The sequence below is a fragment of the Mycolicibacter sinensis genome, assembly GCF_001673565.1.
Lineage (GTDB): Bacteria > Actinomycetota > Actinomycetes > Mycobacteriales > Mycobacteriaceae > Mycobacterium > Mycobacterium sinense_C.
This window is the reverse complement of the sequence record NZ_LZMF01000004.1, coordinates 79318-103249: the sequence shown is the minus strand read 5'-3', so window position 1 is coordinate 103249 and position 23932 is coordinate 79318. Positions and strand designations below refer to the sequence as shown.

The 23932-nt window shown below is 66.4% G+C and carries 30 protein-coding genes and 1 tRNA gene; 10 read left to right on the top strand and 21 right to left on the bottom strand.

Going from position 1 to position 23932, the window contains the following annotated elements; genetic code table 11:
• Window positions 1-116: 116 nt before the first annotated feature.
• The 5 genes from thrB to argS are packed head-to-tail and all read right to left on the bottom strand — an operon-like array spanning window position 117 to window position 6532.
• A complete protein-coding gene (thrB, locus tag A5648_RS00515; protein ID WP_065022660.1) occupies window positions 117-1064 on the bottom strand; it encodes a homoserine kinase in 948 nt (315 codons plus the stop codon).
• Window positions 1064-2146 (bottom strand): threonine synthase, encoded by a 1083-nt coding sequence (thrC, locus tag A5648_RS00510; RefSeq protein WP_065022659.1) that lies wholly within the window; start codon window positions 2144-2146, stop codon window positions 1064-1066. Before thrC ends, thrB begins: the two co-directional genes overlap by 1 nt.
• A complete protein-coding gene (locus A5648_RS00505) occupies window positions 2143-3468 on the bottom strand; it encodes a homoserine dehydrogenase (RefSeq protein ID WP_065022658.1) in 1326 nt (441 codons plus the stop codon). The genes thrC and A5648_RS00505 overlap by 4 nt, the downstream gene beginning before the upstream one ends.
• 2 nt (window positions 3469-3470) lie before the next feature.
• On the bottom strand, window positions 3471-4889 hold the full coding sequence (lysA, locus tag A5648_RS00500; RefSeq protein WP_065022657.1) for a diaminopimelate decarboxylase: 1419 nt from the start codon (window positions 4887-4889) through the stop codon (window positions 3471-3473).
• Window positions 4886-6532: an arginine--tRNA ligase gene (gene argS / locus A5648_RS00495; protein WP_065022656.1), complete on the bottom strand. Its 1647-nt coding sequence runs from the start codon at window positions 6530-6532 to the stop codon at window positions 4886-4888. The genes lysA and argS overlap by 4 nt, the downstream gene beginning before the upstream one ends.
• Window positions 6533-6643: 111 nt before the next feature.
• Between argS and A5648_RS00490 the strand changes: the two genes are divergently transcribed.
• The 6 genes from A5648_RS00490 (at window position 6644) to A5648_RS00465 (ending at window position 9168) form a co-directional block, all read left to right on the top strand.
• Window positions 6644-6716, top strand: a tRNA-Arg gene (locus A5648_RS00490).
• A 76-nt stretch (window positions 6717-6792) separates the two neighbouring features.
• Window positions 6793-7323 (top strand): hypothetical protein, encoded by a 531-nt coding sequence (locus A5648_RS00485; RefSeq protein ID WP_065022655.1) that lies wholly within the window; start codon window positions 6793-6795, stop codon window positions 7321-7323.
• Window positions 7320-7706, top strand: a complete 387-nt coding sequence (locus A5648_RS00480; RefSeq protein WP_065022654.1) for a hypothetical protein — start codon at window positions 7320-7322, stop codon at window positions 7704-7706. Before A5648_RS00485 ends, A5648_RS00480 begins: the two co-directional genes overlap by 4 nt.
• Window positions 7703-7897, top strand: a complete 195-nt coding sequence (locus A5648_RS00475) for a hypothetical protein (protein WP_065022653.1) — start codon at window positions 7703-7705, stop codon at window positions 7895-7897. The genes A5648_RS00480 and A5648_RS00475 overlap by 4 nt, the downstream gene beginning before the upstream one ends.
• 307 nt (window positions 7898-8204) lie before the next feature.
• Complete coding sequence (locus A5648_RS23570) at window positions 8205-8597, top strand: DUF6941 family protein (protein ID WP_131810493.1); 393 nt, start codon at window positions 8205-8207, stop codon at window positions 8595-8597.
• Window positions 8598-8838: 241 nt separating this feature from the next.
• Entirely contained in the window at window positions 8839-9168 is a 330-nt protein-coding gene (locus A5648_RS00465) for a DUF2283 domain-containing protein (protein WP_065022651.1), read from the top strand.
• Between the two features lie 113 nt (window positions 9169-9281).
• Here A5648_RS00465 and A5648_RS00460 read toward each other — a convergent pair whose 3' ends face one another.
• The 13 genes from A5648_RS00460 to A5648_RS00405 all read right to left on the bottom strand — a co-directional run bounded on the left by A5648_RS00460 (window position 9282) and on the right by A5648_RS00405 (window position 16997).
• A complete protein-coding gene (locus A5648_RS00460; protein WP_065022650.1) occupies window positions 9282-9491 on the bottom strand; it encodes a hypothetical protein in 210 nt (69 codons plus the stop codon).
• Window positions 9491-9850 (bottom strand): hypothetical protein, encoded by a 360-nt coding sequence (locus tag A5648_RS00455; RefSeq protein WP_065022649.1) that lies wholly within the window; start codon window positions 9848-9850, stop codon window positions 9491-9493. Before A5648_RS00455 ends, A5648_RS00460 begins: the two co-directional genes overlap by 1 nt.
• A 411-nt stretch (window positions 9851-10261) precedes the next feature.
• Complete coding sequence (locus tag A5648_RS00450; protein ID WP_207511548.1) at window positions 10262-11887, bottom strand: hypothetical protein; 1626 nt, start codon at window positions 11885-11887, stop codon at window positions 10262-10264.
• A gap of 177 nt (window positions 11888-12064) precedes the next feature.
• The gene (locus tag A5648_RS00445) at window positions 12065-12439 is read right to left on the bottom strand and encodes a capsid cement protein (protein ID WP_065022647.1); all 375 of its coding nucleotides are present in this window, start codon (window positions 12437-12439) and stop codon (window positions 12065-12067) included.
• 22 nt (window positions 12440-12461) lie between these two features.
• Complete coding sequence (locus tag A5648_RS00440) at window positions 12462-13253, bottom strand: hypothetical protein (protein ID WP_065022646.1); 792 nt, start codon at window positions 13251-13253, stop codon at window positions 12462-12464.
• Window positions 13250-13564, bottom strand: coding sequence for a hypothetical protein (locus tag A5648_RS00435; protein ID WP_065022645.1), 315 nt, complete (start codon window positions 13562-13564; stop codon window positions 13250-13252). The genes A5648_RS00440 and A5648_RS00435 overlap by 4 nt, the downstream gene beginning before the upstream one ends.
• Window positions 13561-13893, bottom strand: a complete 333-nt coding sequence (locus tag A5648_RS23565; RefSeq protein WP_131810492.1) for a hypothetical protein — start codon at window positions 13891-13893, stop codon at window positions 13561-13563. The genes A5648_RS00435 and A5648_RS23565 overlap by 4 nt, the downstream gene beginning before the upstream one ends.
• Window positions 13890-14150, bottom strand: a complete 261-nt coding sequence (locus tag A5648_RS00430; protein WP_131810491.1) for a hypothetical protein — start codon at window positions 14148-14150, stop codon at window positions 13890-13892. Before A5648_RS00430 ends, A5648_RS23565 begins: the two co-directional genes overlap by 4 nt.
• A gap of 35 nt (window positions 14151-14185) precedes the next feature.
• Window positions 14186-14764, bottom strand: coding sequence for a hypothetical protein (locus A5648_RS00425; protein WP_065022643.1), 579 nt, complete (start codon window positions 14762-14764; stop codon window positions 14186-14188).
• Window positions 14761-15045 carry a hypothetical protein gene (locus A5648_RS00420; protein ID WP_065022642.1) on the bottom strand — a complete coding sequence of 95 codons (285 nt, stop codon included), beginning with the start codon at window positions 15043-15045 and terminating at the stop codon, window positions 14761-14763. The genes A5648_RS00425 and A5648_RS00420 overlap by 4 nt, the downstream gene beginning before the upstream one ends.
• Before the next feature lie 115 nt (window positions 15046-15160).
• A complete protein-coding gene (locus A5648_RS00415; RefSeq protein WP_065022641.1) occupies window positions 15161-15529 on the bottom strand; it encodes a hypothetical protein in 369 nt (122 codons plus the stop codon).
• Window positions 15530-15648: 119 nt separating this feature from the next.
• A complete protein-coding gene (locus A5648_RS00410; protein ID WP_131810490.1) occupies window positions 15649-16671 on the bottom strand; it encodes an AAA family ATPase in 1023 nt (340 codons plus the stop codon).
• Entirely contained in the window at window positions 16671-16997 is a 327-nt protein-coding gene (locus A5648_RS00405) for a DUF2742 domain-containing protein (protein WP_065022639.1), read from the bottom strand. The genes A5648_RS00410 and A5648_RS00405 overlap by 1 nt, the downstream gene beginning before the upstream one ends.
• A gap of 241 nt (window positions 16998-17238) precedes the next feature.
• Between A5648_RS00405 and A5648_RS25050 the strand changes: the two genes are divergently transcribed.
• Window positions 17239-17556, top strand: coding sequence for a hypothetical protein (locus A5648_RS25050; RefSeq protein ID WP_428844294.1), 318 nt, complete (start codon window positions 17239-17241; stop codon window positions 17554-17556).
• 162 nt (window positions 17557-17718) lie between these two features.
• On the opposite strand, the gene A5648_RS00400 is transcribed toward A5648_RS25050, so the two are convergent.
• The gene (locus A5648_RS00400) at window positions 17719-18822 is read right to left on the bottom strand and encodes a tyrosine-type recombinase/integrase (protein ID WP_065022638.1); all 1104 of its coding nucleotides are present in this window, start codon (window positions 18820-18822) and stop codon (window positions 17719-17721) included.
• Window positions 18823-19163: 341 nt separating this feature from the next.
• Between A5648_RS00400 and A5648_RS00395 the strand changes: the two genes are divergently transcribed.
• Together A5648_RS00395 and A5648_RS00390 are read left to right on the top strand one after the other, a co-directional pair.
• Window positions 19164-19934: an emopamil-binding protein gene (locus A5648_RS00395; RefSeq protein ID WP_065022637.1), complete on the top strand. Its 771-nt coding sequence runs from the start codon at window positions 19164-19166 to the stop codon at window positions 19932-19934.
• 150 nt (window positions 19935-20084) lie between these two features.
• A complete protein-coding gene (locus A5648_RS00390) occupies window positions 20085-21002 on the top strand; it encodes an LLM class F420-dependent oxidoreductase (protein WP_065022636.1) in 918 nt (305 codons plus the stop codon).
• A gap of 8 nt (window positions 21003-21010) precedes the next feature.
• Here A5648_RS00390 and A5648_RS00385 read toward each other — a convergent pair whose 3' ends face one another.
• Together A5648_RS00385 and A5648_RS00380 are read right to left on the bottom strand one after the other, a co-directional pair.
• The gene (locus A5648_RS00385; protein WP_065022635.1) at window positions 21011-22450 is read right to left on the bottom strand and encodes a DUF4185 domain-containing protein; all 1440 of its coding nucleotides are present in this window, start codon (window positions 22448-22450) and stop codon (window positions 21011-21013) included.
• Window positions 22451-22588: 138 nt separating this feature from the next.
• Complete coding sequence (locus A5648_RS00380) at window positions 22589-23485, bottom strand: LLM class flavin-dependent oxidoreductase (RefSeq protein WP_065022686.1); 897 nt, start codon at window positions 23483-23485, stop codon at window positions 22589-22591.
• Window positions 23486-23531: 46 nt separating this feature from the next.
• Here A5648_RS00380 and A5648_RS00375 point away from each other — a divergent pair, with 46 nt between their 5' ends.
• Window positions 23532-23921 (top strand): VOC family protein, encoded by a 390-nt coding sequence (locus tag A5648_RS00375; protein WP_065022634.1) that lies wholly within the window; start codon window positions 23532-23534, stop codon window positions 23919-23921.
• Window positions 23922-23932 lie beyond the last annotated feature (11 nt).

Below are 23932 nucleotides of genomic sequence, written 5' to 3'. Positions count from 1 at the left end.
TGGTGGCATCCCAGTGACATCGCAGTCTGAGCCAGGTGCTGATGCCGCGAATGCGGGACGGGACCGAGGATAGCCCGGTTCGGAGCTGGACGCAACAAGTAACGGGCGGTGTGCCCTCAACCGGGCACTACGACCCCGGTGTTCCATTTGACTGCGTCGCCGGCCGGCATCTCGGCCACAGTGAACCCACGCGCCGCCGGAGCCTCAAGCACCTCAGCAGGCAATTCGGTCGCGGTGCTCAGCGCGATCACCGCGGGCCCGGCGCCCGAGAGCACACCGGCGATGCCATGCCGGCGCAGCAGTTGCAGGTACTGCGCCGACTCGGGCTGCGCCGAGGCGCGCTGCGGCTGGTGCAGCAGATCCTCGGTCGCCACCATCAGCAGGTCGGGCCGCTCGGTCAGCGCGACCACCAGCAGCGCGGCACGGCTGACGTTGAAGCGAGCATCGCGGTGGCTGACCTGCTCGGGCAGCAGCATGCGGGTCTCCGCGGTCGACGACCGCAGTTGCGGTATCGCCGGGAACAGATGGATGTCGGGATGCAGCCGCAACGGCGCCGCTGAATAGTCGGCTCCGCCATCGGCCTTGCTCGCCGTCCAGGAAACCACCGCCCCGCCCAGCACGGCAGCGGCGGCGTTGTCGGGGTGACCCTCGAACTCCGAAGCCAGCTGGATCAATTGGGATTCCGACAGCCCCGGACGATCGATTTGCGCGACAAGGCCGTTGACCGCAGCCAAGCCGCCGACTACCGCGGCCGCGGACGAGCCCAGTCCACGCTGGTGCGGGATGGCGTTGCGGCAGCGCACCACCATCCCGGGAACATCGACGCCGACTTCCCGAAGCCCTCGCCGGATACTTTGAACCACAAGGTGATCCGATGTCAGCGGGACCTGGCCGGCCCCCTCCCCCTCGACCTGCACCACCAGCCCGGAGTCGACGGTCTCGACGATGATCTCGTCGTAGAGGCCCAGCGCCAGGCCGAGGCTGTCGAAGCCGGGGCCCAGGTTGGCGCTCGACGCCGCCACCGCGACGCTGGCCGTCAACCCGGTCGGCAAAAGGTGGACCACTAGGCCAGCCCCAATTCGGCGGCCACCGTGGCCGCGTCGACCGGAACCGCGGTGACCTCAGGCAAATCCCTCAGCGCGGTGTCGGGGTCCTTGAGCCCATTTCCGGTCACGGTGCATACGACGGTCGAACCGCGCGGCACCCAGCCGTCTTCGACTGACTTGAGCAGTCCGGCGATGCTGGCCGCCGAGGCCGGCTCGACGAACACGCCCTCAGACTCCGCCACCAGGTGGTAAGCAGCCAGAATCTCGTCGTCGGTGGCAGCCAGGAACCGCCCACCCGAATCCACCTGCGCTTCGACGGCCTGCGTCCAGGAGGCCGGCGACCCGATGCGGATCGCGGTGGCGATGGTCTCCGGGTTCTTGACCGGCTCACCGCGCACCAGCGGCGCTGCCCCGGCGGCCTGGGTGCCCAACATCTTCGGCAGCTTCTCGGTCAGGCCGTCGGCGAAGTACTCGCGGTAGCCCTTCCAGTACGCGGTGATGTTGCCGGCATTGCCGACCGGCAGCGAATGGATGTCGGGGGCGGTGCCCAGCGCGTCGACGATCTCGAACGCCGCGGTTTTCTGGCCTTCGATGCGCACCGGGTTCACCGAGTTCACCAGTGAGATGGTCGGGAAGTCGGTGGCCATCTTGCGGGCCAGCTCCAGGCAGTCGTCGAAGTTGCCGTCGATCTGGATGATCTTGGCGCCGTGCATGACCGCCTGCGCCAGCTTGCCCATCGCGATCTTGCCCTGCGGGATCAGCACCGCACAGGTGATCCCGGCCCGCGCGGCGTAGGCCGCCGCCGAGGCCGAGGTGTTGCCGGTCGAGGCGCACAGCACCACTTCTTGGCCACGGGCCACCGCGTCGGTGACAGCCATGGTCATGCCACGGTCCTTGAACGAACCCGTCGGGTTGAGCCCCTCCACCTTCAGGTGGACGGTGCAGCCGGTCTGTTCGGAGATCCGCTTGGCGTGGATGAGCGGGGTACCGCCCTCGTGCAAGGTGATCGGCGTCCAGTCGTCGCCGACGGGAAGCCGATCGCGGTAGGCGCCGATCAGGCCCGGCCACGGTTGATGGATCGGTGTCCGGGTGGAGCTCACTGGTCTGTTCCTTCCAGTCGTAGCACGCTGGCGACCTGCTGGACCGCATCCAGTTCGGCCAGCGCCGCAACGGTTTCCGACAGCGCCGATTCGGCGGCCCGGTGGGTGACAACCACGATCCGGGCACCGATCAGTTGGCCCTCTTCGTCGGTCACGCCTTCCTGGCGCACCTCGGCGATGCTGACCTCGTGGGCGGCGAATTCGGCTGCCACGGTGGACAACACACCTGGCTTGTCGGCGACGTCCATGCTCACGTAGTAGCGGGTCTGGACGTCGCCGATCGGTGCGATGGCCAGCTGGGCGTACTTGGACTCGCGCGGCCCGCGGCCACCCTGCACCCGGTTGCGGGCGGCCATCACCAGATCGCCCATGACCGCCGAGGCGGTCGGCGCGCCGCCGGCGCCCTGCCCGTAGAACATCAACCGGCCGGCCGCCTCCGCCTCGACCACCACGGCATTGAATGCGCCGTTGACGGTGGCCAGCGGGTGCTCCAGCGGCACCAGTGCCGGGTAGACCCGGGCCGAAACCCGCTGTTGGCCATCGCGGGTGGTGATGCGTTCGCAGATGGCCAGCAGTTTGATCGTGCACCCCAGCGCGCGTGCGGCGGTGAAATCCTCCGGGGTGATGTTGGCGATGCCCTCGCGGTAGACGTCGTCGGCGGTCACCCGGGTGTGGAAGGCGATCGACGCCAGGATCGCGGCCTTGGCGGCGGCGTCGTAGCCCTCCACGTCGGCGGTGGGGTCGGCCTCGGCGTAGCCCAGCGCGCTCGCGTCGGCCAGCGCGCTGGCGTAGTCGGCGCCGGTGGAGTCCATTTCGGACAGGATGTAGTTGGTGGTGCCGTTGACGATGCCGGCCACCCGCAGCACGGTGTCACCGGCCAGTGACTGGGTCAGCGGCCGGATCACCGGGATCGCGCCGGCGACGCTGGCCTCGAAGTACATATCCACCCGCGCGGTCTCGGCGGCCTCGGCCAACGCCCCGGTGGACCGGGACAGTAGAGCCTTGTTGGCGGTGACGACGGACTTGCCGTGCGTGATCGCCCCCAGGATCGCCTTACGGGCCGGCTCGACGGGGCCCATCAACTCCACGACGATGTCGACGTCGCTGCGCGACACCAGGCTGTCGATGTCGTCGGTGAGCAACTCGACCGGCACGCCACGATCAGCCGCCACCCGGCGCACGCCGATGCCGCGCAGCACCAGCGGAGCACCGATCCGGGCGGCCAGGTCATCAGCGCTGGCCTCGATGATGCGGACGACTTCACTGCCGACGTTGCCCAATCCGAGGACTGCGACGCCCACCGGACTCGCGGATTCGGACACGCTTACCTCACCTCCAGGCTGATCAGGTCATCGACGGTTTCCCGGCGCAGCATAAGGCGAGCCTTCCCGTCGCGCACCGCCACCACCGCGGGCCGGGTGAGCAGGTTGTAGCGGCTCGACATCGAGTAGCAGTAGGCGCCGGTGGCGGCCACGGCGATCAGATCGCCGGGAACCAGGTCTTCGGGCACCCAGGTGTCGCGGACGATGATGTCGCCGGTCTCGCAGTGCTTGCCGACGATGCGCGCCGGTACCGGGCCGGCGTTTCCGGTCCGCGAAACCAACCGCGCGTCGTAGTGCGCGTCATAGAGCGCGGGGCGGATGTTGTCGCTCATGCCGCCGTCGACACTGACGTAGCGGCGATGCGCGGTGGCGCTGACGTCGACGTCCTTGACGGTGCCGACCTCATAAAGAGTGACGGTGCCCGGGCCAGCGATGGCGCGGCCGGGCTCGACGACCAATTGCGGGGTCGGCAGGCCCACCGCGGCCGACTCCTCCCGCACGATCGCGGTGAGTTTGGCGGCCAATTCGGCCATCGGCGGCGGGTCGTCCTGCGGCAGATAGGAAATGCCCAGTCCCCCGCCCAGGTCGACGACCGAGAGCTGGGCCGTCTTGTCGACACCGAACTCGGTGACCACCTCACGCAGCAGGCCGATGACCCGGTGGGCGGCCAGCTCGAAACCGGCCACGTCGAAGATCTGCGAGCCGATGTGACTGTGCAGGCCGACCAGCCGCAGGTGCTCGGTGGCGAAGACCTTTCTGATGGCCTCCATCGCCGCACCGCTGGCCAGCGACAGGCCGAACTTCTGGTCTTCGTGTGCGGTGGAGATGAATTCGTGGGTGTGGGCCTCCACGCCGACGGTGACCCGAACCAGCACGTCCTGCACTATCCCGGCCGCCGCGGCCACGGCTTCGAGGCGTTCGATCTCGACCTGCGAGTCGAGCACGATGTGGCCGACGCCGGCGTTGACCGCGGTCTGAAGCTCTGCGACCGATTTGTTGTTGCCGTGCAAGGTGATCCGAGCTGCGGGGAAGCCGGCGTGCAGCGCGACGGCCAACTCGCCCCCGGTGGCGACATCCAGGCTCAGGCCCTCCTGGTCGATCCAGCGCGCGATCTCACTGCACAGGAAGGCCTTGGCGGCGTAGTGCACGCTGTCGCCGCCGCCGAACGCCTCGGCGATCTCGCGGCAACGGCCACGGAAGTCGTCCTCGTCGATGACGAACAGCGGGGTGCCGTACTGCTCGGCCAGCTCGGTGACCTTCACTCCGGCGATGCTCACTTGGCCATCGTCGCCGCGAACCGCGTTGCGCGGCCACACATTCGGCGCCAGCTCGAGTAGCTGCTGCGGGGTTTGCGGCCGCGGCGGCAGACCGTCGTGGTGGATCTCCTCGGCGTGGCGCGGCCCGGCGGGGTGGACGTTCACATCCGCTCCGGTGCGCTCACGCCCAGGATGCCCAGACCGTTGGCTACGACCTGGCGAGTGGCCTGACACAACGCCAAACGCGCGGTGTGCAGATCGCCCGGCTGCTCGTCGCCCTGCGGCAGCACCCGACAGCTGTCGTAGAACCGATGGTAGTCCCCGGCGAGATCTTCCAGATACCGGCACACCCGGTGCGGTTCGCGCAGCGCGGCAGCGGTTTTGAGCACCCGGGGGAACTCCCCCAGGCTGCGGATCAGCGCGCCCTCCTTCTCATGGCTGAGCAGCCCGAGGTTGGCGGTGTCGGCGGTCATGCCGAGTTCGGCGGCGTTGCGAGCCAGCGCCGAGAGCCGGGCATGCGCATATTGCACGTAGTAGACCGGGTTCTCGTTGCTGGCCGAGGACCACAGCGCCAGGTCGATGTCGATCGGGCTGTCCACCGAGGAGCGGATCAGGCTGTAGCGGGCGGCGTCGACGCCAATGGCCTCGACCAGGTCGTCGAGAGTGATCACGGTGCCGGCCCGCTTGCTCATCTTGACCGGCTGACCGTCGCGCACCAGGTTGACCATTTGACCGATCAGCACCTCGACGGTGGCCGGGTCGTCGCCGAAGGCCGCCGCGGCGGCCTTGAGCCGGGCGATGTAGCCGTGGTGGTCGGCGCCGAGCATGTAGATGCACAGGTTGAAGCCGCGCTCGCGCTTGTCCAGGTAGTAGGCCAGGTCGCCGGCGATGTAGGCGGGCTTGCCGTCGCTCTTGATCACGACACGGTCCTTGTCATCGCCGTAGGCGCTGGTGCGCAGCCAGGTGGCACCGTCCTTTTCGTAGATGTTGCCGTTGGCGCGCAGCCGCTCGATGGCCTGCTCGACGCGGCCGGAGGTGTGCATCGAGTCTTCGTGGGTGTAGACGTCGAAGTCGGTGCCGAACTCGTGCAGCGACTCTTTGATGTGGGTGAACATCAGGTCCACACCGATCGAGCGGAACGTCTCCTGGGCCTCGGGACTGTTCAGGGCGTCGGGAACCTTCGCCTGGATCTGTGCCGCGATGTCGGTGATGTAGGCCCCGGCGTAGCCGTCCTCGGGGGCCGGCTCGCCCTTGGCGGCGGCGATCAACGAGTTCGCGAACCGGTCGATCTGGGCGCCGTGGTCGTTGAAGTAGTACTCACGGGTGACCGCGGCACCCTGGGTGGACAGCAACCGGCCCAAGGCGTCACCGACGGCAGCCCAACGGGTGCCGCCGATATGGATGGGGCCGGTGGGGTTGGCCGAGACGAACTCCAGGTTGACGTTGAGCCCGTCGAACTCGCTCGAGTGGCCGTAATTCTGGCCGGCTTCCACGATGTTGGCCACGATGGTGCCCTGCGCCGAGGCGTCCAGACGGATGTTGACGAAGCCGGGGCCGGCGGTCTCGGCCGAGGCGATGCCGTCGGCTTTTGTTACGGCTTCGGCCAGCCAGCCGGCCAGCTCGCGGGGGTTGACGCCGACCTTCTTGCCCAGCTGAAGGGCCAGGTTGGTGGCGTAGTCGCCGTGCTCGGGATTGCGCGGCCGCTCGACGGTGACCGCCGCGGGCAGCGCGGTGGGGTCCAGGTCGTGCTCGGCCAGCACCGCGGCGGCGGTGGTCTTGAGCAATTCGGCCAGATCGGCGGGGGTCACGAGGCCCCATCCTAGGGTCTTCCGTGGTCAGGACCCGAATCCGTCCGGTTCTTTGAGATACTTCGCGATGCGTTAGTCTGTCAAAGCCCACATGGCGCCCGTGGTACGTGCGCCCCCGTAGCTCAGGGGATAGAGCGTCTGCCTCCGGAGCAGAAGGCCGCAGGTTCGAATCCTGCCGGGGGCACTTTCTGACCAGCACGAATGCAAGTCCGTGCGAGATGCGTGCAACATGCGGCGTGGCTCCAAACAAAGGAGCCGCCATGACCGCCACGAACGACTTGTCAGTGGGCAGTGCCACGCTGCCAAGCATGACGAACACCACCCGCCTGCACCTTGTCGAACCCATCCCTACCTGGCGCGATCTCGCGGGCCAGCTCAGCGCTAGCGACATAGCCTTCCTTGAACACCTCGAGTCCAACCCGGGCACGACCGCCACGCCGTTCAGCCTGCGAATCAGGGCCGAGCGCATGGTTCGACGCGACCAGCTGGCGGCCACCTTCGCCGATGTGCCGCCGCCGGCCGATGCGACGCAGGTCAGCCACTGGGAGGAAGACACCGACACATCGGAGCCGGAGCGCCACTTTTGGGGCACCGTTCGCGACGTCGATGGCATTGGGGTGCAGATTCATGGTTTCCAGCAGGCCGACGGCCGGGTGACAGAGCGGTGCATCACCGTCGATTGCGACTTGGGCGATATCGACGCAGGCAAGGCGCGCGCGGTCGGGTCCGCCTTCCTGGCCGCTGCCGATGAGCTGGAGCAGCTGCAGAGCGCCGGGGCGGTCGCACGATGACGACGATCCACGAGGCCACACACCCTGCCGCCGCAGCCCTCGCCGCTGTCCCCCGGCCAGCCGGCGCTATTTCCGTCGGAGACTGGCAGCGCTCGCCAAATGACGCCGCTTTCTACCGCGAGCACCTGATTCAGCTCGATGAGCCGGGCGATCTGCGCGTGTGGACGCAGGGGTTCGAGGTCGTCGCGGACACCAGCCCGCGTGTCATCGTGCGCGTTATCAAGATCACGCAGAAAGGGCGCCGGGCTGGTGTCATTGCCAACCTGTCGGCGCGGGATGCCGAGGCGCTGGGACGAGCGCTCATCGCCTCCGCTGCGCTGGTGGCCGAGCTGGACGCGGCCGACGAGGGCGACACCCTGGGCGCCGAGGCGGTGGCGAAATGACCACCAAGGTCTTCGAGGAAGCCGGCCGCATCGTCGTCACCAATCGTGGCGGGGAGATTGACCTGGAGCCAGCCGACGCGGCCCTGGTCGCCATCGAAATGCTTCGCCTCGTCCTTGAGGTGTCGCCAGAAACGCTGTCAGGCCCAGCCACGTCCACCTCTTCAAGGCTGGAAGAGGTGGCGGCGAAATGACCACCGCTGCGCCGATTGAGGAGGCCCGGCTTCGGGAGCGGATCCGGCGCGCAACTAGCGCGATGCGAGAAGAGGTCTGGACGCTCCACGAGCTACGCCCGCTGGCAGACCTCCTTGACTCGTTCGTCGAGGCTCGGCGGCATGTCGACCTGGTCGGGAACGTCGCTTGGCTCGCGGATCGGCGGGGGTGAACGAGCCCCTCCCGACAGCACGAAAGCGGCCCCCAGCGATGAGCGGGGGGCCGTTTTTCGTGACGCCACGAAAAAAACTAGGCGTCTCCGTGCTCCGCGGAGTTATGGTGCGAACCGTGGCTGAACTGGACTACGCGTTCATCGCCGAGTACGCCAAAGTCGAAGCAGGCAAGTTGACTGCTGTGGGTGCAAGCTATCTCAGCATCCGGCCCCCAACGTTGCCCGCCTCACACTTCCTTTCGGTAGCTGGTCGCATCCGGGCGCCGGAGGGCACCGAATCCGTCGGCTTGACCATCCGGATCAATCCACCAAGCAACCTAAACATCGTCATCGACGGCACGGTCAACGTCGATGCCGACGTACCTCGATACGACGGAAAAATTGCGGTTCTGTTTGCGGCCGCAACATCGATCCCACTGACTGCCGGGGGTCTCTGTGAGGTATTCATAGATATTGACGGAGTCCAAGAACGCCGACTTGCCTTTGATGTCGTTGCACCTCCGCAATGAATGTGATCATCCCAACGAGGGGCCATTGTCCGCGACGGATGTCAGAACGAGGCATCACGCGCTCGGACATTGAACATGCGCTGACGAGCTGTTTTCAGCACACGCCAGGGCAGGGCGGCGGAACATGTCACCATGGATACGGAGCGGATAGGCAGCGTGCGCTCAAGGTGTGGACCTTGCCACCCCCCATGGCGCACAGCGGGAATATTAGAGTGAAGTCTGTAGCGTGGAAGGACACCTGATGAGCGGCGACATCACACTGAGCATCGACACCGAAGTTGATGCCGCGTACATCAAGGTGAGCGATCACTCCGTCGCCAAGACAATCGAGATCAGCGACGATGTGCAGATCGACATCGATTCAACCGGCACTCTGGTGGGTGTCGAACTACTTGATTTGGCCGCGGAGATCCCGGCCGATGAGATCGCAGCTCGATGCCAGCTGCCGTTCCCCGAGATCATGATGGCCCTGGTCGACGCGCGACCACTCCTAAGGGCAGCGTCCATATCGTCGTCCATATCGTCGTCCAACTCGGGACAGGCCTACGCGGGGATGCTGCAACCAGCGTGACCAGCCAGAGGTGGGGCCGGCCCCGTTCGGCGCCAAACTCGCCCCTCGTGGCTTAGGCGTTTCGAGGGGGAGCCTGTTTTTTCTCGCGGGATCTGGCGGTCCCTCAAATCTCCTCAAATCTCGTCGTAACGGAACGGCTTGTTGCACTTGTGCACGCCGAGCACCGCGAACATGTCGACATCGAGGTTCTCGGCGCGGACGTGCTCACCAAACCAGCATGAGCACGGCTGCGTGCCGCCGTCCCAGCGGTCGCACTGCGGCCAACTGGTCGGGTCGGCGGTGGCGGCGACCTCCGGCGGCGGCTGCGGCCGGCGGCGGCGCATCAGTTGCCCCCGACCGCGTAGATGCCGCGCAGCCCACGGCGCTGAGTTCGGGCGCCGGCCTGAATCTGCGGCACGTCCCCGTCGGCGTCGTCCTCGGTGGGGATGCGCAGCGCGACGAGCAACCGTGCCAAGGTGATGCGCTGCTGACGAACCTCGGCCACGGCGGGATGCACTCGCCCACCCTCGGTCATCAGGCCGTCACGCTCGATCTGGGCTGACAGTTCCTCGATCAGGTCGACGGTGGCGGCGGCGTCATCGAGTAGAGCCTGTTCGTGCTCCGCCAGCTCGTAGGCGGCGAGGACGGCCTTGCGCAGGTCACGGCCTTTACGGCCGGTCGGGCGACATTGGGAGCTAGTCATGATTGCCTCCTATCAGCAAACATTTCGTCCATTCCAGCAAACATCGCCCGTCTGTTTCAGCCTGACAGAGGGAGAGAATTGCCTATGCCACGAGCGGCGCATCGGCGCAGGTCAGGGGCACCCCCCACCATCGATGCAGGTCAGAGGCTTGCCGGTGCCCCTTGAGGCGTTCGGTGCGGACGGACGCCTGCGGACACAGGTGCCCGTTCAGCAAACTCGCTAGGACATCTAGCATTCCCGCGTCACGTGAGCTTACGGGCGTTAGGTGATGCGGGTCGGGTGCTGGCGGACGCTCCAGTACGCCTGGCACCCGACCCGCCGACGCTGCAGCTCGCCCGAAGGGGCGCTGCGTCGCCTGCACGCGCCTGGAGCCGTGCAAGTCAGGAGTGTGGGTGGTTGTCATCAGTTGGCCTAGTACAAGTCGTTCGATCCGAACAGCGTTCCGACGGCGTTCCACATAGTCTGAATCGTCCGAACCGCCTGGCCTAGCGGGTCTTCCTGCTCGGTATCGGTGCCGACCGTGACATCGAACGTCTTGGGCGTGGACTCGTCGTAGTGCAGGCGAACGGCGTTGATTTGGTCCGTGTACAACAGGCTGTCAACCTCGAACAGGCAGCGCGTCCCGAGGTCGAAGTCGTAGTAGATGTTGTACGGGCGCCGATTCCAGATCGACACCTTGAAAGCCTGGTACGGCCGGGTCTTCCAGTGTCCCTGGCGGATTGTGAGCGCCGAGCTGATGGTGTAGGCGGTGCCGCCGCCCTCTTGCGTGAAGTATTCCAAATAGCCCATATCCCCAGCGGCGATCTCACGCAAGGGATCTGTGTAGCGCTGGAAGGCCAGGAGCATGTTGTCGAATTGACCCTGGTAAATCTCTTCGAGGCCGGAGCCTTGTGGCGCGGGGCCGGTGGAGTGGCCTAACCCGTCGACGTTGGTCACCTGAAATTGACTCAGGCCGTACTTGATTCCAAACGTCTGCAACTGGTTGACCCAGCCGGGGCTCTTGCCGCCCACCAGGATCGACTTGGCTTTCGACTTGAAGATCGCCCGCTCGGACGACTTGACGGGAGTCTGGGCGTTGGAGTCACGGAACACGATGCTCGGCAGGATCGGCGCGATGCCCAGAATGTCACGCACGTAGGGCGGCACATTCTGATCGGTGCGAGGGTCGATGGCGTCGGCGTCGCGGAACTCGTACAGAATCTCCGAGATCAGGTCATCTGCGGTGGTGGCCACGAGGTTGATCGCGCCGTCGATAGCGGTGCCGGTCAGGCCGACCATGCCTGAGTTGTCCTCGACGGCGAGCACGATGCAGTTGCGCCCCGGGCGTGCAGCTTCCTCGCCGATGAGCTGGGCCAGCTCAGGGTGCGGGGAGTCCTCGTCTTCCTCTAGCCACGTGTAGGCCCGCACGTTGCAGCCGGAGTCTTTGAGCAGTCCCGCGCAGGTGTCGTGAGCCGGCGACCAGCGGGTGGCGATGACGGAGAAGCGGCTGGTGTCGGTGAACGGGTTGACGAACTGCATTTGGATCGGCCAGTTCAGCGGCGACCACAACCGCCCGTCCGTCAGCGGCTTGACCCATGCGCCGGGGTTCACGAAGTTGTCGATGATCCCCAAGGGCGGCCAGAAGATACGCGCCAGGTTGACGAACCCGGTGGTGGCAACGATGGTGCGCGTGTTGCCCGGCAGCACCCAAGCTTTGAGCGGCTGGAACTCCGGGGCGAACCAGGGCGTGGCCGCGAAATACAGGTGCTTCCAATGCTCACGGTTCTCGGCTACGTCAAAGTGCAGCTCGTGCAAGCCCTGCTCGGTGCGGACGTTGCGGACCGCCGTCACCTTGGCCCCGTAGCGCCACCGCCAGTTGCGGTTGTTCGGGTAGGGGTCGATGGTGATGTTCAGGTCATCGTTGGCCCGCACATCGGTGCGGACGAAGCGATTGATCCAGTCCGAGCCGCGCAGGACGATGGTGCCGGTGCCGGTGTCGTGCAAGCGCTGCTCGACATCCACGGACTTCTCGCCGCCGATACGGCCGATGAAGTCCATGTTCTTGTCCCACAGCCGGATTAGCGGCCGAGCGCGGGACTCGTAGTCCTTCACCTTGCGTTTGGCGTCGGCGTACCGGTAGGCGCTGATGGGGGACGTGAGCGGGTTGGGGACGCCGTTCTCGCCGATCTTGGGAAGCGTGAATGTCATGCCGTGCCCCTTTGCCTCAGATCGGACTTAGACGAACAGCGCAACGAACACGTCGTCGCCACTGGTAGCGGTTTCGATGGCCTGGCCGACGGCCACGCCGGAGGCGAGCTTGACGGCCTTGCCGTCGGTGCCGACCTCCACCTGATCGCCGGCGGTGATCGAGCCGCCAGCGGTGACGGGCACGATGCCGCCACGCAGGATCGGCAGGGTTGCGCCAGAGGCCGCGTCGTAGGCGGCCACACCAAATGCCTTGGCGCCCTGGCCGGCATGGGCGACCTTCACCAGGCCGGTGAAGCCGTCACGGGTTGCCGAGAGGCCGACGAAACGCTTTCCGGTAACAGCAGCCGAAGTCAGTGCAGTGACCTCGGCACCGGGGCGGAATAGCGGTGTTGCTTCGGGCATGAGAGTTCCTTTCGTAGGGGGGTTATGCCGGGGCGGGCAGCGTGCCGTGGGTCGCCGCGTAGTGCTCGGCTTCCGCCTCGATGTGGCGTTGCCGGAAGTCGTCGACCAGCTCGGCGGCGCGACTGGGGAGCTGGAGTTTCAACGCACCGGGTGCGTGATGCCAGCGGCCACCCCGGGCGCCACCGCTGCCGTTGCGGGTCGCCAGGACCGCGTAGGCGGCCGGGTAACTGTCCTGGGTGGCGCAGTACATGGCCGCGTGGCGGATGTTGCGCTGATGCATCCAGGGTTCGCGCTGGCCGAGCACTTCATACTTTTCGACCAGGGCCTCGACCACGACGTCGATCTGGTCCAGTACGCGCCGTGCCTGCGCCAGCTCGCGCCAGGCTTCCGGCCCGCCGTCGAGGGCCAGTGCCTGTTCGGCACCGGCCTGGGCGTCTACCACCTCGGCGGCTGCGGCCATCGCTGCGGAGGCTGCGGCGTGCGGTTTCTGTAGCGACTCCACCAGTTCATCGGCGTGAGCCTTGACCAGGACGGCGGTGTGATCGCAGAGTGCGCCCAGGGCAGCGTGGGTGATGTCGGCGGGACTGCGGTTCGGCTGCACCAACGCCTCGGTCAGCGTCTTGTGCGCGTTCTTCGCGGTCAGTTCGCCGCGCTTGATGATCGCGGCGAGGTCAGGCGACGGCGGGGGGGTCCAGCCGTTGATGGTGTCGCGCAGCGCAATTGCCTCGGCGACTGCGGCCGGGATGGTTCCGCCGGCCCCGGTGGTCGCGGTGACGAGGCGATCAATATCGCCCCAATTCAGGTAGTAGCTCACTTCGACTCCTCACGTTGGAAGCCCCACGAGGCCGGGTAGCTCGGTTGGCGGTAGCGCTCCATGGCGGCGGCCTGGTCCGGTGTTGGTTCGCTCGGTACCACCGGCATCCGCGACGGTGGCGGGCTGCCCTGGGGTCGCACGGGCGCTGCGGGCTGCTCGTCGGGCGGGCGGACCCGCTGCACCAGCTCGGCGAACGCCTCGGCGCTCATGCTGGCCAGCGTCTGTTCGGCGGCGGCGGCCAGCAGGCCCGCCAGACCCTCGGTTGCCGGTGTCACCGGTTCGGCCGGTGCCGGGGTGGGTGTCTCGGTCATCCTCGGAACTCCTTTTTCGCTGCGGCATACTCGGCGACCTTCGCCGGGTCGAATGTCCAACGGCCCGCGACTAGCAAACCGTCGAGGTCGGTGGCGATCCGGCCAATATGGCGCCGGGTGCAGCCGATCAGCTTTGCCGCCTGGGCCGAGCTGATCGGCTGCTGTACTGAGTGTGACTGAGCGACTTGCGGTTCCTGTCCTCTAACGGACATTGTGCTGCTCAGATCACGTAGCCAAGCCGGGATCGGAGCGCCGCCGAGCCGCCGCCGACGAATGACATCAGCAACGCAATAGCGAACCGCTGCGGCCTGTTGGTCGGTCAGGTTCACGGCTCACGCTCGTCCCGCTGGATGACGACCAGCTCGGCCCCGTCCCGCTCAAGATCGGACCAGTATCCCAGGGCCGCAACCAATCCCGTCTGCCCAGTGTGGGCGTGCGCCTCATTCAGCCGACGAACTGCACTCCGATGCCACTCGGCGGGATGCTCCATCCCCGAGACGATTGCGCTCTCGGGGACGCCGTACAGCAGACTCAGGCCGGTGTTGCACAGGTGTAGGTCGCCGGCCTGAGTAACGACGGCACGCACGACGATAGGCGGCAGCACGGGGCCGTCTGGGGCGCTCACTCGTCGCCCCCATCGTCGTCGGTGAACGCCTGGCCGTGGTTACCTACGCGGTCACTCCACGCCTTCACGCGGGCCTCGGCGAGCATCACGCGGGCGTCGTAGTTGCTGCCGTGCTGCTCAAGGTCATCGAGCAATTGCGGGACGACGAGGCTGGCGACGGTTTCCAGCGCCTCGGCGAAAACCAAGAACGCCAAGCCGGGATCGCCACCCACCATCGTGAAGTACCGGTTCTTGACCTCATCGAGCCGGTCGGGGTCTTCGCCGGCATCGAGGGCGTCGAACGCCAACCTGATGCCGTACATCGCCTTGGCCTGCATGCTCGGCAACGCGATGGTGGTCGAAGCCGGATCACCGTCACGGGTGTGCGCACGAAGTTCCGTCACGTACTGGCTGAACGGTTCTTCGATGCGCGACCAGTCGGCCGCGGTCTCGGCATCGGCGCGGGCTTTCGCCAGCCGCTCGGGCTGGGTGTCGCGGGCGTGCTCAATCATCTTGATCTGCTCGCGCATCTGCTCGGCTGCTGATAATCCGGCGGCGATGATGTCATCGGGCGTCATGCCCTCGGTGGTGGTCATGCGGTTACTCGCTTCCGTGCTTTCGCTGGTGGGATGAACTGGCCGGCCAGAACCCCGGCGGGTTTCTTCTGCGGGTAGGCGCGCTCGGCCCACCGCTCGCACGCGACGAACGCAGGACAGGCGCGGCAGATTTCGACGGCGGCTTCGGCGGCTTCGCGGTCACCGCTGGCCGCTGCGTCGAACGTCTCCAGGCGGTCTCGGCACGCCGCACCGGGAAGTGCGGGGACGCCGGCCAGAATCGCGCTGAGCAGCTGGACGGCGCCCTCGGGGTCGGTGGTCATCGGCGACCGCCACGCTTGATGCGGCGGTGAAGGCACTTGCCGCATAGCCATCGTCTGCGGGATTCCAGTGGGGCACCGCAGTCTTTGCAACGACGGGCGAGGATGGCGGCGGGCGTCATTGATCCACCCCCTGGCCAGTCAGCAGCGCCACTAGATCGGCCAGGGTCATCGACACCCACTGCTGCAACGGATCACCGACCCCGTGGCGCTTGTGGACGACGACACCGACCAGAGCGTCGTCGTTGCCGGCCTCCGTGCGGGCCTCACGGGTCCAGGCGGGCAGATCGACACGGGCACAGTCCTTGCACTCGATCACGACGCGCTGGCCGTGAGCACGGACGCCGCCGATGTCGCCGCGGTCTTTCGCGCCGTTGCGCGCGCGCCGTTCGATTCGGTCGTCGGCGAGGGCGTAGCGGAGGGCGGTGGCAATGACGCCTTCGAAGCGGGTTCCAGCGGCCTTGGCGGATGCTCGGGAGCGGGTCATTTGCGGGTCAATGCCTTCCGGTTTTGCTCCGGCTCCTCCACTCACTCCACTCCTAAAGGAGAGTGGAGTGGTGGAGTGGAGAGCGACGGGGTGGAGTGAAAGTGGAGTGGTGGAGTGATTCACGATTGCGACGCCTTGTAGAACGGACGTTTCTCAGTGCCGGTGTTGACCAGCAGGCCGCGTTTCAGCAGGTCATCACGCGCCCGGTAGTAACTTCCCTCGCTGAGGTCGGTCACCTTGCGCAGCTCGGTGTTAGTGGCACCCGTGGTGGAGAAGTGTTGGAGGAACGCGGAGTAAAGAGCGTCATTTCGGGGTGAGCACTCCACGCCGAAGTGGAGTGAAATTACGGCACTTCCTGTGCCCTCCACCGGGTCGATTTTCAGGACGTGTCGGTCGACCGGCGGGCCGTCCTTTCGCTTCTCCCGATCCAGGGTGATCTGCCTGCCCTCGGCCGTCAGCGAATAGACCGTGTCGACCCCGGCCTCAAGTGATGACGAACCGCGTAGGGTCTTGCCGTCCTTTCCGGTGTGGTGCACGCCGAGCACGACGCCGAGACCGCCCGGGGTGGCTTCGCGGAGCTGGCTCATGACGTCGATCACCAGACCCGTGTCTCTGGCATGGTTCTCGTCGCCGCCGACCATGCACCGCGCCAGGGTGTCGAGCACGACCATCCCGTAACCGCCATCGGCCACGACCGTCACCAGTTCGGCTGCCTCCAGCGGCCTGGTCAGGTTCACCGGCCGTGGGAGGACGTGGAACCGCTCATCGGGAATCTGCACCTGCCAGCCGGCCTCCCAGGCGTGGAGGCGTCCCTTGAGGCCGTAGGCACCCTCAGCAGCGACGTACAACACCCGGCGCTGCACCGTGGTCCTGCCCTGCCAGTTGCGACTCGTCGCCACCGACGCCGCCCAGTCCAGCGCGACGAACGATTTACCGGTTCCCCACTTGCCGTACAGGATTGCCGACGTCCCCTGGTCTAGGACATTGTCGATGAGTGGCTGCGGATCGGGCAGATTCTCCAGCGCGGAGCGGGTGAGTAGTCGGCAGGCGATACTGCCGGCGGGCGTCTTGTGGGACTCCTCCCACGGGTCGTCGGGCGGCGGCACATCGGCCCAATCGGCCTCAAACTCACTGAGATCCATCACGACACCGCCTTGCGTCGCGACCACGGATGCGCGGCCCGGAACTCGGCCCGCTGGTGGATCTCTCGACCAACCTTGCCCCAGTCGACAGACGCGGCAACAGCGCGAGATGCCGCGGCGCGATGTCCCTGCGCAACTTCCATGCGAAGCACATGGTGTTCGCCGGCCTGGGCGAGTGACAGCAGCTTCAACGGGTCATCGTCAGCGAGCGCGCACCATGCGGGCGTGCCGGCCATCGGCGGGGCGGTGTTCGCCTGCGCGAGCAGCTCGGCCACGAACTCGTGTGTCGGCCACCAAGAAACGGAGCGGGATGCGGTGGCGTTCATGCGACCACCCCCGCCCGCTGGCGACACACTCTGCCTCGGCGGTATCTGACGCTGATTCTGTCCGTCAGCGGGCGACGGCAATCCAGGCACCGACACGACAGCTGGTAACCGAGGTTCTGCGCTTCGGCGAGAATCCAAGCCTCATACCGCTCATCGGCGGTCGGTGGCGTGTAACCATCCTCGGAGCGATGGATTCGGGTACTGTTGTCGGTAGCGGGAGCGGCGGTTCTGGTGGCGACACTTGAGCCGCCGACTTCTTTTGGTCGACGCCCTCGATGGCGAGTCATCAGGCACCACCGCCCAATGGCTGCAGCATGGCGTCGAGTTGCGCGGCGTCGACCTTGAGCAGTCGCGGACCAACCCTCACGGCTTTGAGCTGGCCGGAGGCTATCCAGCGACGAATGGTGCGGTAATGGACGCCGCACCGTTCGGCAGCCTCGGTCAGGCCGATGAGTTCAGGATGGCGACGTTCGCGGCGGTTGGTTGGGTGAGGCATGTTTCTCCCAAAGAACGAAACGAGGAGAACACCTGCTGCAATTCACAACCCATGTGGTTGTGATGCTTGCTCGGTGTTCTCCTCCTGGGAGAAATAACCGCTCGCCGTATTCCGGCCCCCTGGGCCGCCATTCGGGCTAGCTAGCTGTGTTCAGTTGAGCTGCGACTCCTGGTCGCAGCCGAACCAAGAGTATCAGCGCGCCCTCATTTTTGTGGCTAAGTCCCATCACTTCGGCGTGTCCGCTGCGGCGGCGAGCCGCGACAGGCGTTCGGCAATCTCCGCGTCGCGGCCCTCGGCTACGTGCTGATAGCGCAACGCCATAACGGGTGTCGTGTGCCCAAGACGGTGCATGAGTTCCGCTGTAGTGGCGCCAGATTGGGCGGCAAGAACCGCACCGACGTGCCGCAGATCATGCACGCGCAATCTAGGCTTGCCGACAGCCTCGCGGGCTTTCTCCCAATGGGTTCGGTAGCGGTCGGCCATCAGGTGGGTGCCGTCGTTGTCGGCAAACAAGAGGGAATCGCCGTCCTTGCCAACATGCTTCGCCAGATGGGCTTTGAGCACTGGGCGGATGTGCGGAGGCACGGTCACGTCGCGGATGCCGGCGGCTGTCTTTGGCTCCCCCACGGAGAACTTACCTCCCCTGTAGGTGACGGCCCGCCGGATACGCAGCACCGAGCAGTCGGCGGGAATGTCCTTGCGCCGCAGCTCGGATGTTTCACCCCACCGAAGTCCGCACCACGCGGCCAGAATCACGCTTGCGCGCAGTTCGGCTGGCATCTTGGCGGCGAGCTTGTCGACCTGGGCCGGGGTGAGCACTTCTACGTCGCGGCGGCGTTTGGTCTGCATCGCCGCTCGGATACGGCAGGGATTGGCGTCGAGCACCTCGTCTTGCACGGCGGTCGCGCAGATGGCATGGAGGAGCGCATAGGCGTGAGCGTTGCGGGTCGGATGCTCGGAGCCGAGCGCGGCGTGCCATTCGCGTACCCGCGCCGGGGTCAACTTCACCAGCTTGATATCGCCGAGATCGGGCAAGATCAGCCGATCCAGCATCGAGCGGTAATGCTGCTCGGTGCGGGTCCGTAGCTGTCGCTGCCCGATCCACCGATCCGCATAGGCGCGCAGTGTTATGCCATCCGATGATTCGACCGCGCCCCATGTTCCGAGATCGATCTTCCGGCGCTCGTCGGCCAGCCAGCCCTCGGCCTGGAATTGCTCGGGGAATGTGTTCGGCGCGGTGTGCAGGTTGCCGTCGGGCCCGATGTACGCAGCCTGATACCGGCCGCTCGGCAGCTCCCGCAAGCGGCCAAACCCGCGCTTCTTCGCCATCGTGGCGCCTTTCCCGTGCAAGATCCGTGCAACATTAATGTACCAATACGCCCGGCAATGTCCTATACTGCGGGAGTGGTTGAAGTGCCTTACCAGCAGTTCAGGGCATGAAAACCACAGTTAGAGAAATCAGCCACGTCGGATGTCTCGTCAGGTTCGAATCCTGCCGGGGGCACTTTCAATATCGCCTCTGCCGTGCGTTACGGGCCAGCGTCGAGCAGTCCCCGGAAAACACCTCGCCGCGCCGAGCCCCGGTCCTCAAAACCATGCCGTTCACCAGCGCCTCGGGATAGGCTGCCTCGCAATAGCAAGTAGTTGAGATTGCACCGCGAGGGACGACGATGACTGCCGTGCAGGACCATGAGACGGATTTCGCCCGGCCCTGGGCTCCGCACCGGTTGCGCATTTACACCGGCACTGCCCTGTTCGTGCTGGGCATGTTTCTGCTGCTGACCATGGCGGTCAGCTTGCGCATCATTCCGGCCAGCTTCCGGGTGGACGTGATCGCCAACATGATCTTCGGGATCCCGGTGATGCTGCTGCCCTTCGTGATCCTGTGGGATGCGCCCGGTGAGCATCGCGGCCGGCTGGACCGGGCTGCCGAGTTGACGCTGTTCTACATCCCGTTCACCGCGGCCAGCCAGATCGGCTACGAGCTGATGTTCCTGATCGGTCAACCGCTGGGCTGGTGGGCGCCTACCGACGATCCGGGCTGGAAGTGGCTGTGGTGGCAATACGGGCTGGCTGACACCCGCTACGTCAGCGGCAATCCGTGGGTGTTCGCCCTCGAGGTGGTCGGGGTCAGCACCGGCATCACCGTCTTCGTGATGTGGACCAAACTGCTGCGCGCGACGCTGCCGCTGGAATCCCGAATCCGCTGCCTGTGGGTCGTACTGATCGGCATTTCGGTGTTGATGAGCAGTACCGCGGTCTACTTCCTCAGCGAAGTAGGCGCGGGGTTCGCCGACATCGGGCAGGGCAGTTGGGGCTTCTGGTTCAAGTTCATCGGGGAGAACGTGCCGTTCATCCTGTTGCCGCCTCTGGTGATCTATGCGACGTACCTGCAGATCGACCACCTGACCCGCCAAGCGGGTGCCCGCTACGCTGATTAGCGATCGCTCAGCGACAGCCGTTTCGGCGCGTGCAGTCACTGGAACAATCAAGCAACACGGGAAATGCAAGACCTAGGCGCCCTCGCTTCCCCGCTTCGCGGAGAGCGGAATCATCCCGGCGAAGCCTCCCACGCCCCTAGGCTCAACCGAGTGACGATTCGCCTTGGCTTCCAGATTCCCAACTTCTCGTACGGCACCGACGTTTCGGAGCTGTTCCCCACCGTCATCGCCCAAGCCCGCGAGGCCGAAGCCGCCGGCTTCGACGCGGTGTTCGTGATGGACCACTTCTACCAACTGCCCATGCTGGGCTCCCCCGACCAGCCGATGCTCGAGGCCTACACGGCCCTGGGCGCACTGGCCACCGCGACCGAACGGGTCCAGCTGGGCACGCTGGTCACCGGGAACACCTACCGCAACCCGGCCCTGCTGGCCAAGATCATCACCACCCTGGACGTCGTCAGCGCCGGACGCGCGATCCTGGGCATCGGCACCGGATGGTTCGAACTCGAACACGACCAGCTGGGTTTCGAATTCGGCACCTTCACCGACCGGTTCAACCGGCTCGACGAGGCGCTGCAGATCATCCTGCCGATGCTCAAAGGTGAGCGGCCGACCTTCGAGGGCAAGTGGTATCGCACCCGGGAGGCGATGGCCGAACCCCGCCTCCGCGACCACATTCCGCTGCTGATCGGCGGCAGCGGCGAGAAGAAGACGATCCCGCTGGCGGCACGCCAGTTCGATCACCTCAACATCATCGCCGGATTCGACGAGCTACCCACGAAGGTGGCCGCGGTGCAGCGCAGCTGCGAGGAGATTGGCCGCGATCCGGCCACCCTGGAGACCAGCCAGTTGCTCACCGTGCTGGCCGGCCCGAACGTCACCGCCGATCAGATCCCCGCCGAGATGAGCCAGCGCATGGTGGCCGGCAGCCCCGAATCGATCGCCGACCAGGTCAAGGCCAAGGTGCTCGACGCCGGTGTCGGCGGCGTGATCATCAACATGCCCGCCTACACCCCCGGGATTGTCGCCGAAACCGGTGCGGCGTTGCGGACGGTGCTCGACAGCTGAGCCGGGCCTCAGCCCAGCACGGTGCGCATCAGCATCACGTCGTAGGCGTTCCACAGCGACAAGGTGAAGTACACCTCTTTGCCCGTCGACCACGGGTGCATGTACGGCGCGTAGATGCCGCCGGGAATCTGGCCGGTGGGAATCAGCGTCTGCTCGGCGCTCCACGGGCCCTGCGGCGTGGGAGCGGTGCGGGCTACGACGTCGTTGCCGCCGTTGCCGTAGAGCGCCAAATACTGCCGCAGATAGGTGTTGTACTGCACCGACATCTCGCCCACCGGTCCGGGGATCACCGGCGTGGCCGCTGCCGGGTTGTTGGGCACCCAGGATCCGCTGTCGCCATTCCAGTACTGGTACTGCGCGACGTCGGGGATGGCGCGCTCGGGCACCCGCGACAGGTACGCCGAGCCGCCGCGGCCCGATGGGGTCCCATAGGAGTACAGGAAGCCATCGCCCCCACGCAGGAACGCACCCATCTGGAAATTCTCGTTACCGGGGACGAAGCGCGCCCGCGGAACGTTCTCTGGCGACGTCGAACGCACCGTGCCCGGATAGACGCCCCACGTTTCGCCGTTGTCGTTGGAGACCGCGATCGCCGAGTAGTTGGTGGACCATTCGCCGTCGCGGCCCCACTGCTTGATGGACATGAAGTTCATGTACTGGTTGCCGCCGATCCCGATGGCGGCGGTGGGGATCATGCCCTCCTGGTGCCGTGCCAGTTGGACGGCGGGCAGGATCTGCTTGGAGAAGTTCGCTTGGCGCAGTGGCGAACCCGAGTACTTGTTGCCGACGGCGCCAGGGCCCACCGTGATGCCGTCGGCCAGGTTGTTGTCCGGACTGCGGAACAGCACGTTCTGCCGCCACTGCTTGCCTTGGATGCGGCAGTAGCCGAAGGTGTCGCCGAACGCGTAGAGGACTTGGCGGTTGGCGGGATCGCCGTTGTCCCAAGGGATTCCGAGGTCGGTGCCGGAGATACCGAAGCGTTGCAGGGTTTGGTTGGGGCTGTTGGGCCCGGTCATCCACTCCACCAGCGACGTCTGCGAACCCGCGATCGCCCCGGCGGCGTCGGCGGTCGACAAGCCTGGATCTGCGCCGGCGTTGGGAACGGGCTGAACCGGTTGGGCGGCGTTCGGCGCGACCTGACCATCCGGGGACGGCGCCGGGGGCACCACCGCGGCCTGCTGCTTGATGGTTCCGTTGGGGTTGATCAGGGCGGCGATCAGCGGCCCCAGTTTGGGCAGTGGCGCTTGGTCATTGGTGCCGCGTGGCCGCCGCCCACTGGGCATCTGACCCGCTCCGGTCGAGGGCGAACCCGGCGGCGGGTCGATATTGGCCTCGGGGGCATTGCAGGTCGCCGCCATCGCCGGCGGCGCGAACTCGGTGGCGAGAACCATCCCGAGCACGACCGCCGGCACCATCGCGGCCGAGACGATTCGACGCGTCGCCGACATGTCACACCTTTCCGGGACCGCTCCGGGCCTCGCCTGCTGTGACGATAGTGGCGTTTGAGGCGGTTGTGACCAGCGAGTTGTTGATGGAGACGCTTCCGTAACCGTGTCGCAACGGCTGTTAGCGGCGGTCGCTGGGCCTCAGCGGCGAAACTCGGCGACCACCTCCGCGGCGCACCGCAGCTGGTCACGGTCGGAACTCGTTGGAATCAGGTGGATCTCGTCGGCGCCCACCGCCTGGAAGCTGCGCAGCACCTCAAGGAGCTCGTCCTCGCTGCCGGCCCAGCCGGTGGTCGGGGCCATCGCCTCGACGTACTCGGCGGGAATCCAGTTCATGTAGCGCAGCAGATGCTCGCGCACCTGGTTGCGGGCGGCGTCGCGCTCACCCAGCGCGAACCAGAACGACGTCGCCAGATACGGCTCGGCCTTGCCGGCCTGCCGCCAGGCCTGCCGGGCGACGTCGAACAACTCGTTCTGCTTGGCCACGTCGAGATCCATCGTGATGCCGGCCAGGCCTTCGGCCCAAGTCGCCGCACTGCGCAGGGTTTTCGGGCCGATGGTGCCGACCACCAGTGGCGGCCCGCCGGGTTGGGTGGGCGCCGGCCCGACCGGCAGCACCGACTCGGTGAGCTTCTCCCCCGCCCAGACCCGCTTCATGATCGCGACCCGCTCGGCCATCTCCCGCATCGTCTGCGTCGCCGGATCGGCGCCCACGGCGCAGTAGTCCTCATGGCGGCCACCCACCCCGATGCCGACGGTCAGCCGCCCGCCGCTGAGCAGGTCCGCGGTGGCCAGCGCCTTGGCCAGCATGACCGGATCGTGCAGTTGGGGGACGATGACCGTCGTCACCAGCCGCACCCGCTCGGTCCACGCCGACAACGCGCCCAACAGCGTCAGGCTGTCGGGGTTGGTGAAGGCGATCCGCTCGCCCCAGCTCAGCGACGAGAACGGCCCCTCGTCTACCGCGTGCGCCCAATCCCGCAGCAGCGTTGCATCCAGATCCGGCTCCATCACCGGCATCGTCATTCCGACCTGCATGTCGGCGATTGTGGCATGAGCGCCGAGCGCGGCCGACACTTGGGGAATGAGTATTTCCTTCAATCACACGATCGTCGCCGCCCACGACAAACAGGCCTCCGCGGCGTTTCTGGCGGAGCTGTTCGGCCTGCCCGATCCGCAGCCGTTCGGCCATTTCATGGTCGTCGGGCTCGACCACGACGCCAGCCTCGATTACGCCGACGTGCCGGCTACCGAGGAGATCCTGCCTCAGCATTACGCGTTCATGGTGTCCGAGGACGACTTCGACGCCATCTACGGCAAGATCTCCGCGCGCGGCATCGAGCATTGGGCCGACCCGCGCGCCGAACGCCCCGGCGAGATCAACCACCGCGACGGCGGCCGCGGCGTGTATTTCCGCGATCCCGACGGTCATGCGATGGAGATCCTCACCCGGCCCTACGGCTCGGGTCCCTAGCACTCAGCCCC

Excerpts from the sequence above, each read along its gene's own strand:
- A5648_RS00405 (WP_065022639.1), bottom strand. The coding sequence starts at position 16,997 with ATGAACGCCACCGCATCCCGCTCCGTTTCTTGGTGGCCGACACACGAG.
- A5648_RS00410 (WP_131810490.1), bottom strand. The coding sequence starts at position 16,671 with ATGGATCTCAGTGAGTTTGAGGCCGATTGGGCCGATGTGCCGCCGCCC.
- A5648_RS00450 (WP_207511548.1), bottom strand. The coding sequence starts at position 11,887 with ATGGACTTCATCGGCCGTATCGGCGGCGAGAAGTCCGTGGATGTCGAG.
- A5648_RS00400 (WP_065022638.1), bottom strand. The coding sequence starts at position 18,822 with ATGGCGAAGAAGCGCGGGTTTGGCCGCTTGCGGGAGCTGCCGAGCGGC.
- A5648_RS00425 (WP_065022643.1), bottom strand. The coding sequence starts at position 14,764 with ATGACCACCACCGAGGGCATGACGCCCGATGACATCATCGCCGCCGGA.
- A5648_RS00475 (WP_065022653.1), top strand. The coding sequence starts at position 7,703 with ATGACCACCAAGGTCTTCGAGGAAGCCGGCCGCATCGTCGTCACCAAT.
- A5648_RS00415 (WP_065022641.1), bottom strand. The coding sequence starts at position 15,529 with ATGACCCGCTCCCGAGCATCCGCCAAGGCCGCTGGAACCCGCTTCGAA.
- A5648_RS00480 (WP_065022654.1), top strand. The coding sequence starts at position 7,320 with ATGACGACGATCCACGAGGCCACACACCCTGCCGCCGCAGCCCTCGCC.
- A5648_RS00455 (WP_065022649.1), bottom strand. The coding sequence starts at position 9,850 with ATGACTAGCTCCCAATGTCGCCCGACCGGCCGTAAAGGCCGTGACCTG.
- A5648_RS00420 (WP_065022642.1), bottom strand. The coding sequence starts at position 15,045 with ATGACCACCGACCCCGAGGGCGCCGTCCAGCTGCTCAGCGCGATTCTG.
- A5648_RS00445 (WP_065022647.1), bottom strand. The coding sequence starts at position 12,439 with ATGCCCGAAGCAACACCGCTATTCCGCCCCGGTGCCGAGGTCACTGCA.
- A5648_RS00485 (WP_065022655.1), top strand. The coding sequence starts at position 6,793 with ATGACCGCCACGAACGACTTGTCAGTGGGCAGTGCCACGCTGCCAAGC.
- A5648_RS00380 (WP_065022686.1), bottom strand. The coding sequence starts at position 23,485 with ATGCAGGTCGGAATGACGATGCCGGTGATGGAGCCGGATCTGGATGCA.
- A5648_RS00435 (WP_065022645.1), bottom strand. The coding sequence starts at position 13,564 with ATGACCGAGACACCCACCCCGGCACCGGCCGAACCGGTGACACCGGCA.
- A5648_RS00385 (WP_065022635.1), bottom strand. The coding sequence starts at position 22,450 with ATGTCGGCGACGCGTCGAATCGTCTCGGCCGCGATGGTGCCGGCGGTC.
- A5648_RS00395 (WP_065022637.1), top strand. The coding sequence starts at position 19,164 with ATGACTGCCGTGCAGGACCATGAGACGGATTTCGCCCGGCCCTGGGCT.
- A5648_RS00460 (WP_065022650.1), bottom strand. The coding sequence starts at position 9,491 with ATGCGCCGCCGCCGGCCGCAGCCGCCGCCGGAGGTCGCCGCCACCGCC.
- A5648_RS00465 (WP_065022651.1), top strand. The coding sequence starts at position 8,839 with ATGAGCGGCGACATCACACTGAGCATCGACACCGAAGTTGATGCCGCG.
- A5648_RS00375 (WP_065022634.1), top strand. The coding sequence starts at position 23,532 with ATGAGTATTTCCTTCAATCACACGATCGTCGCCGCCCACGACAAACAG.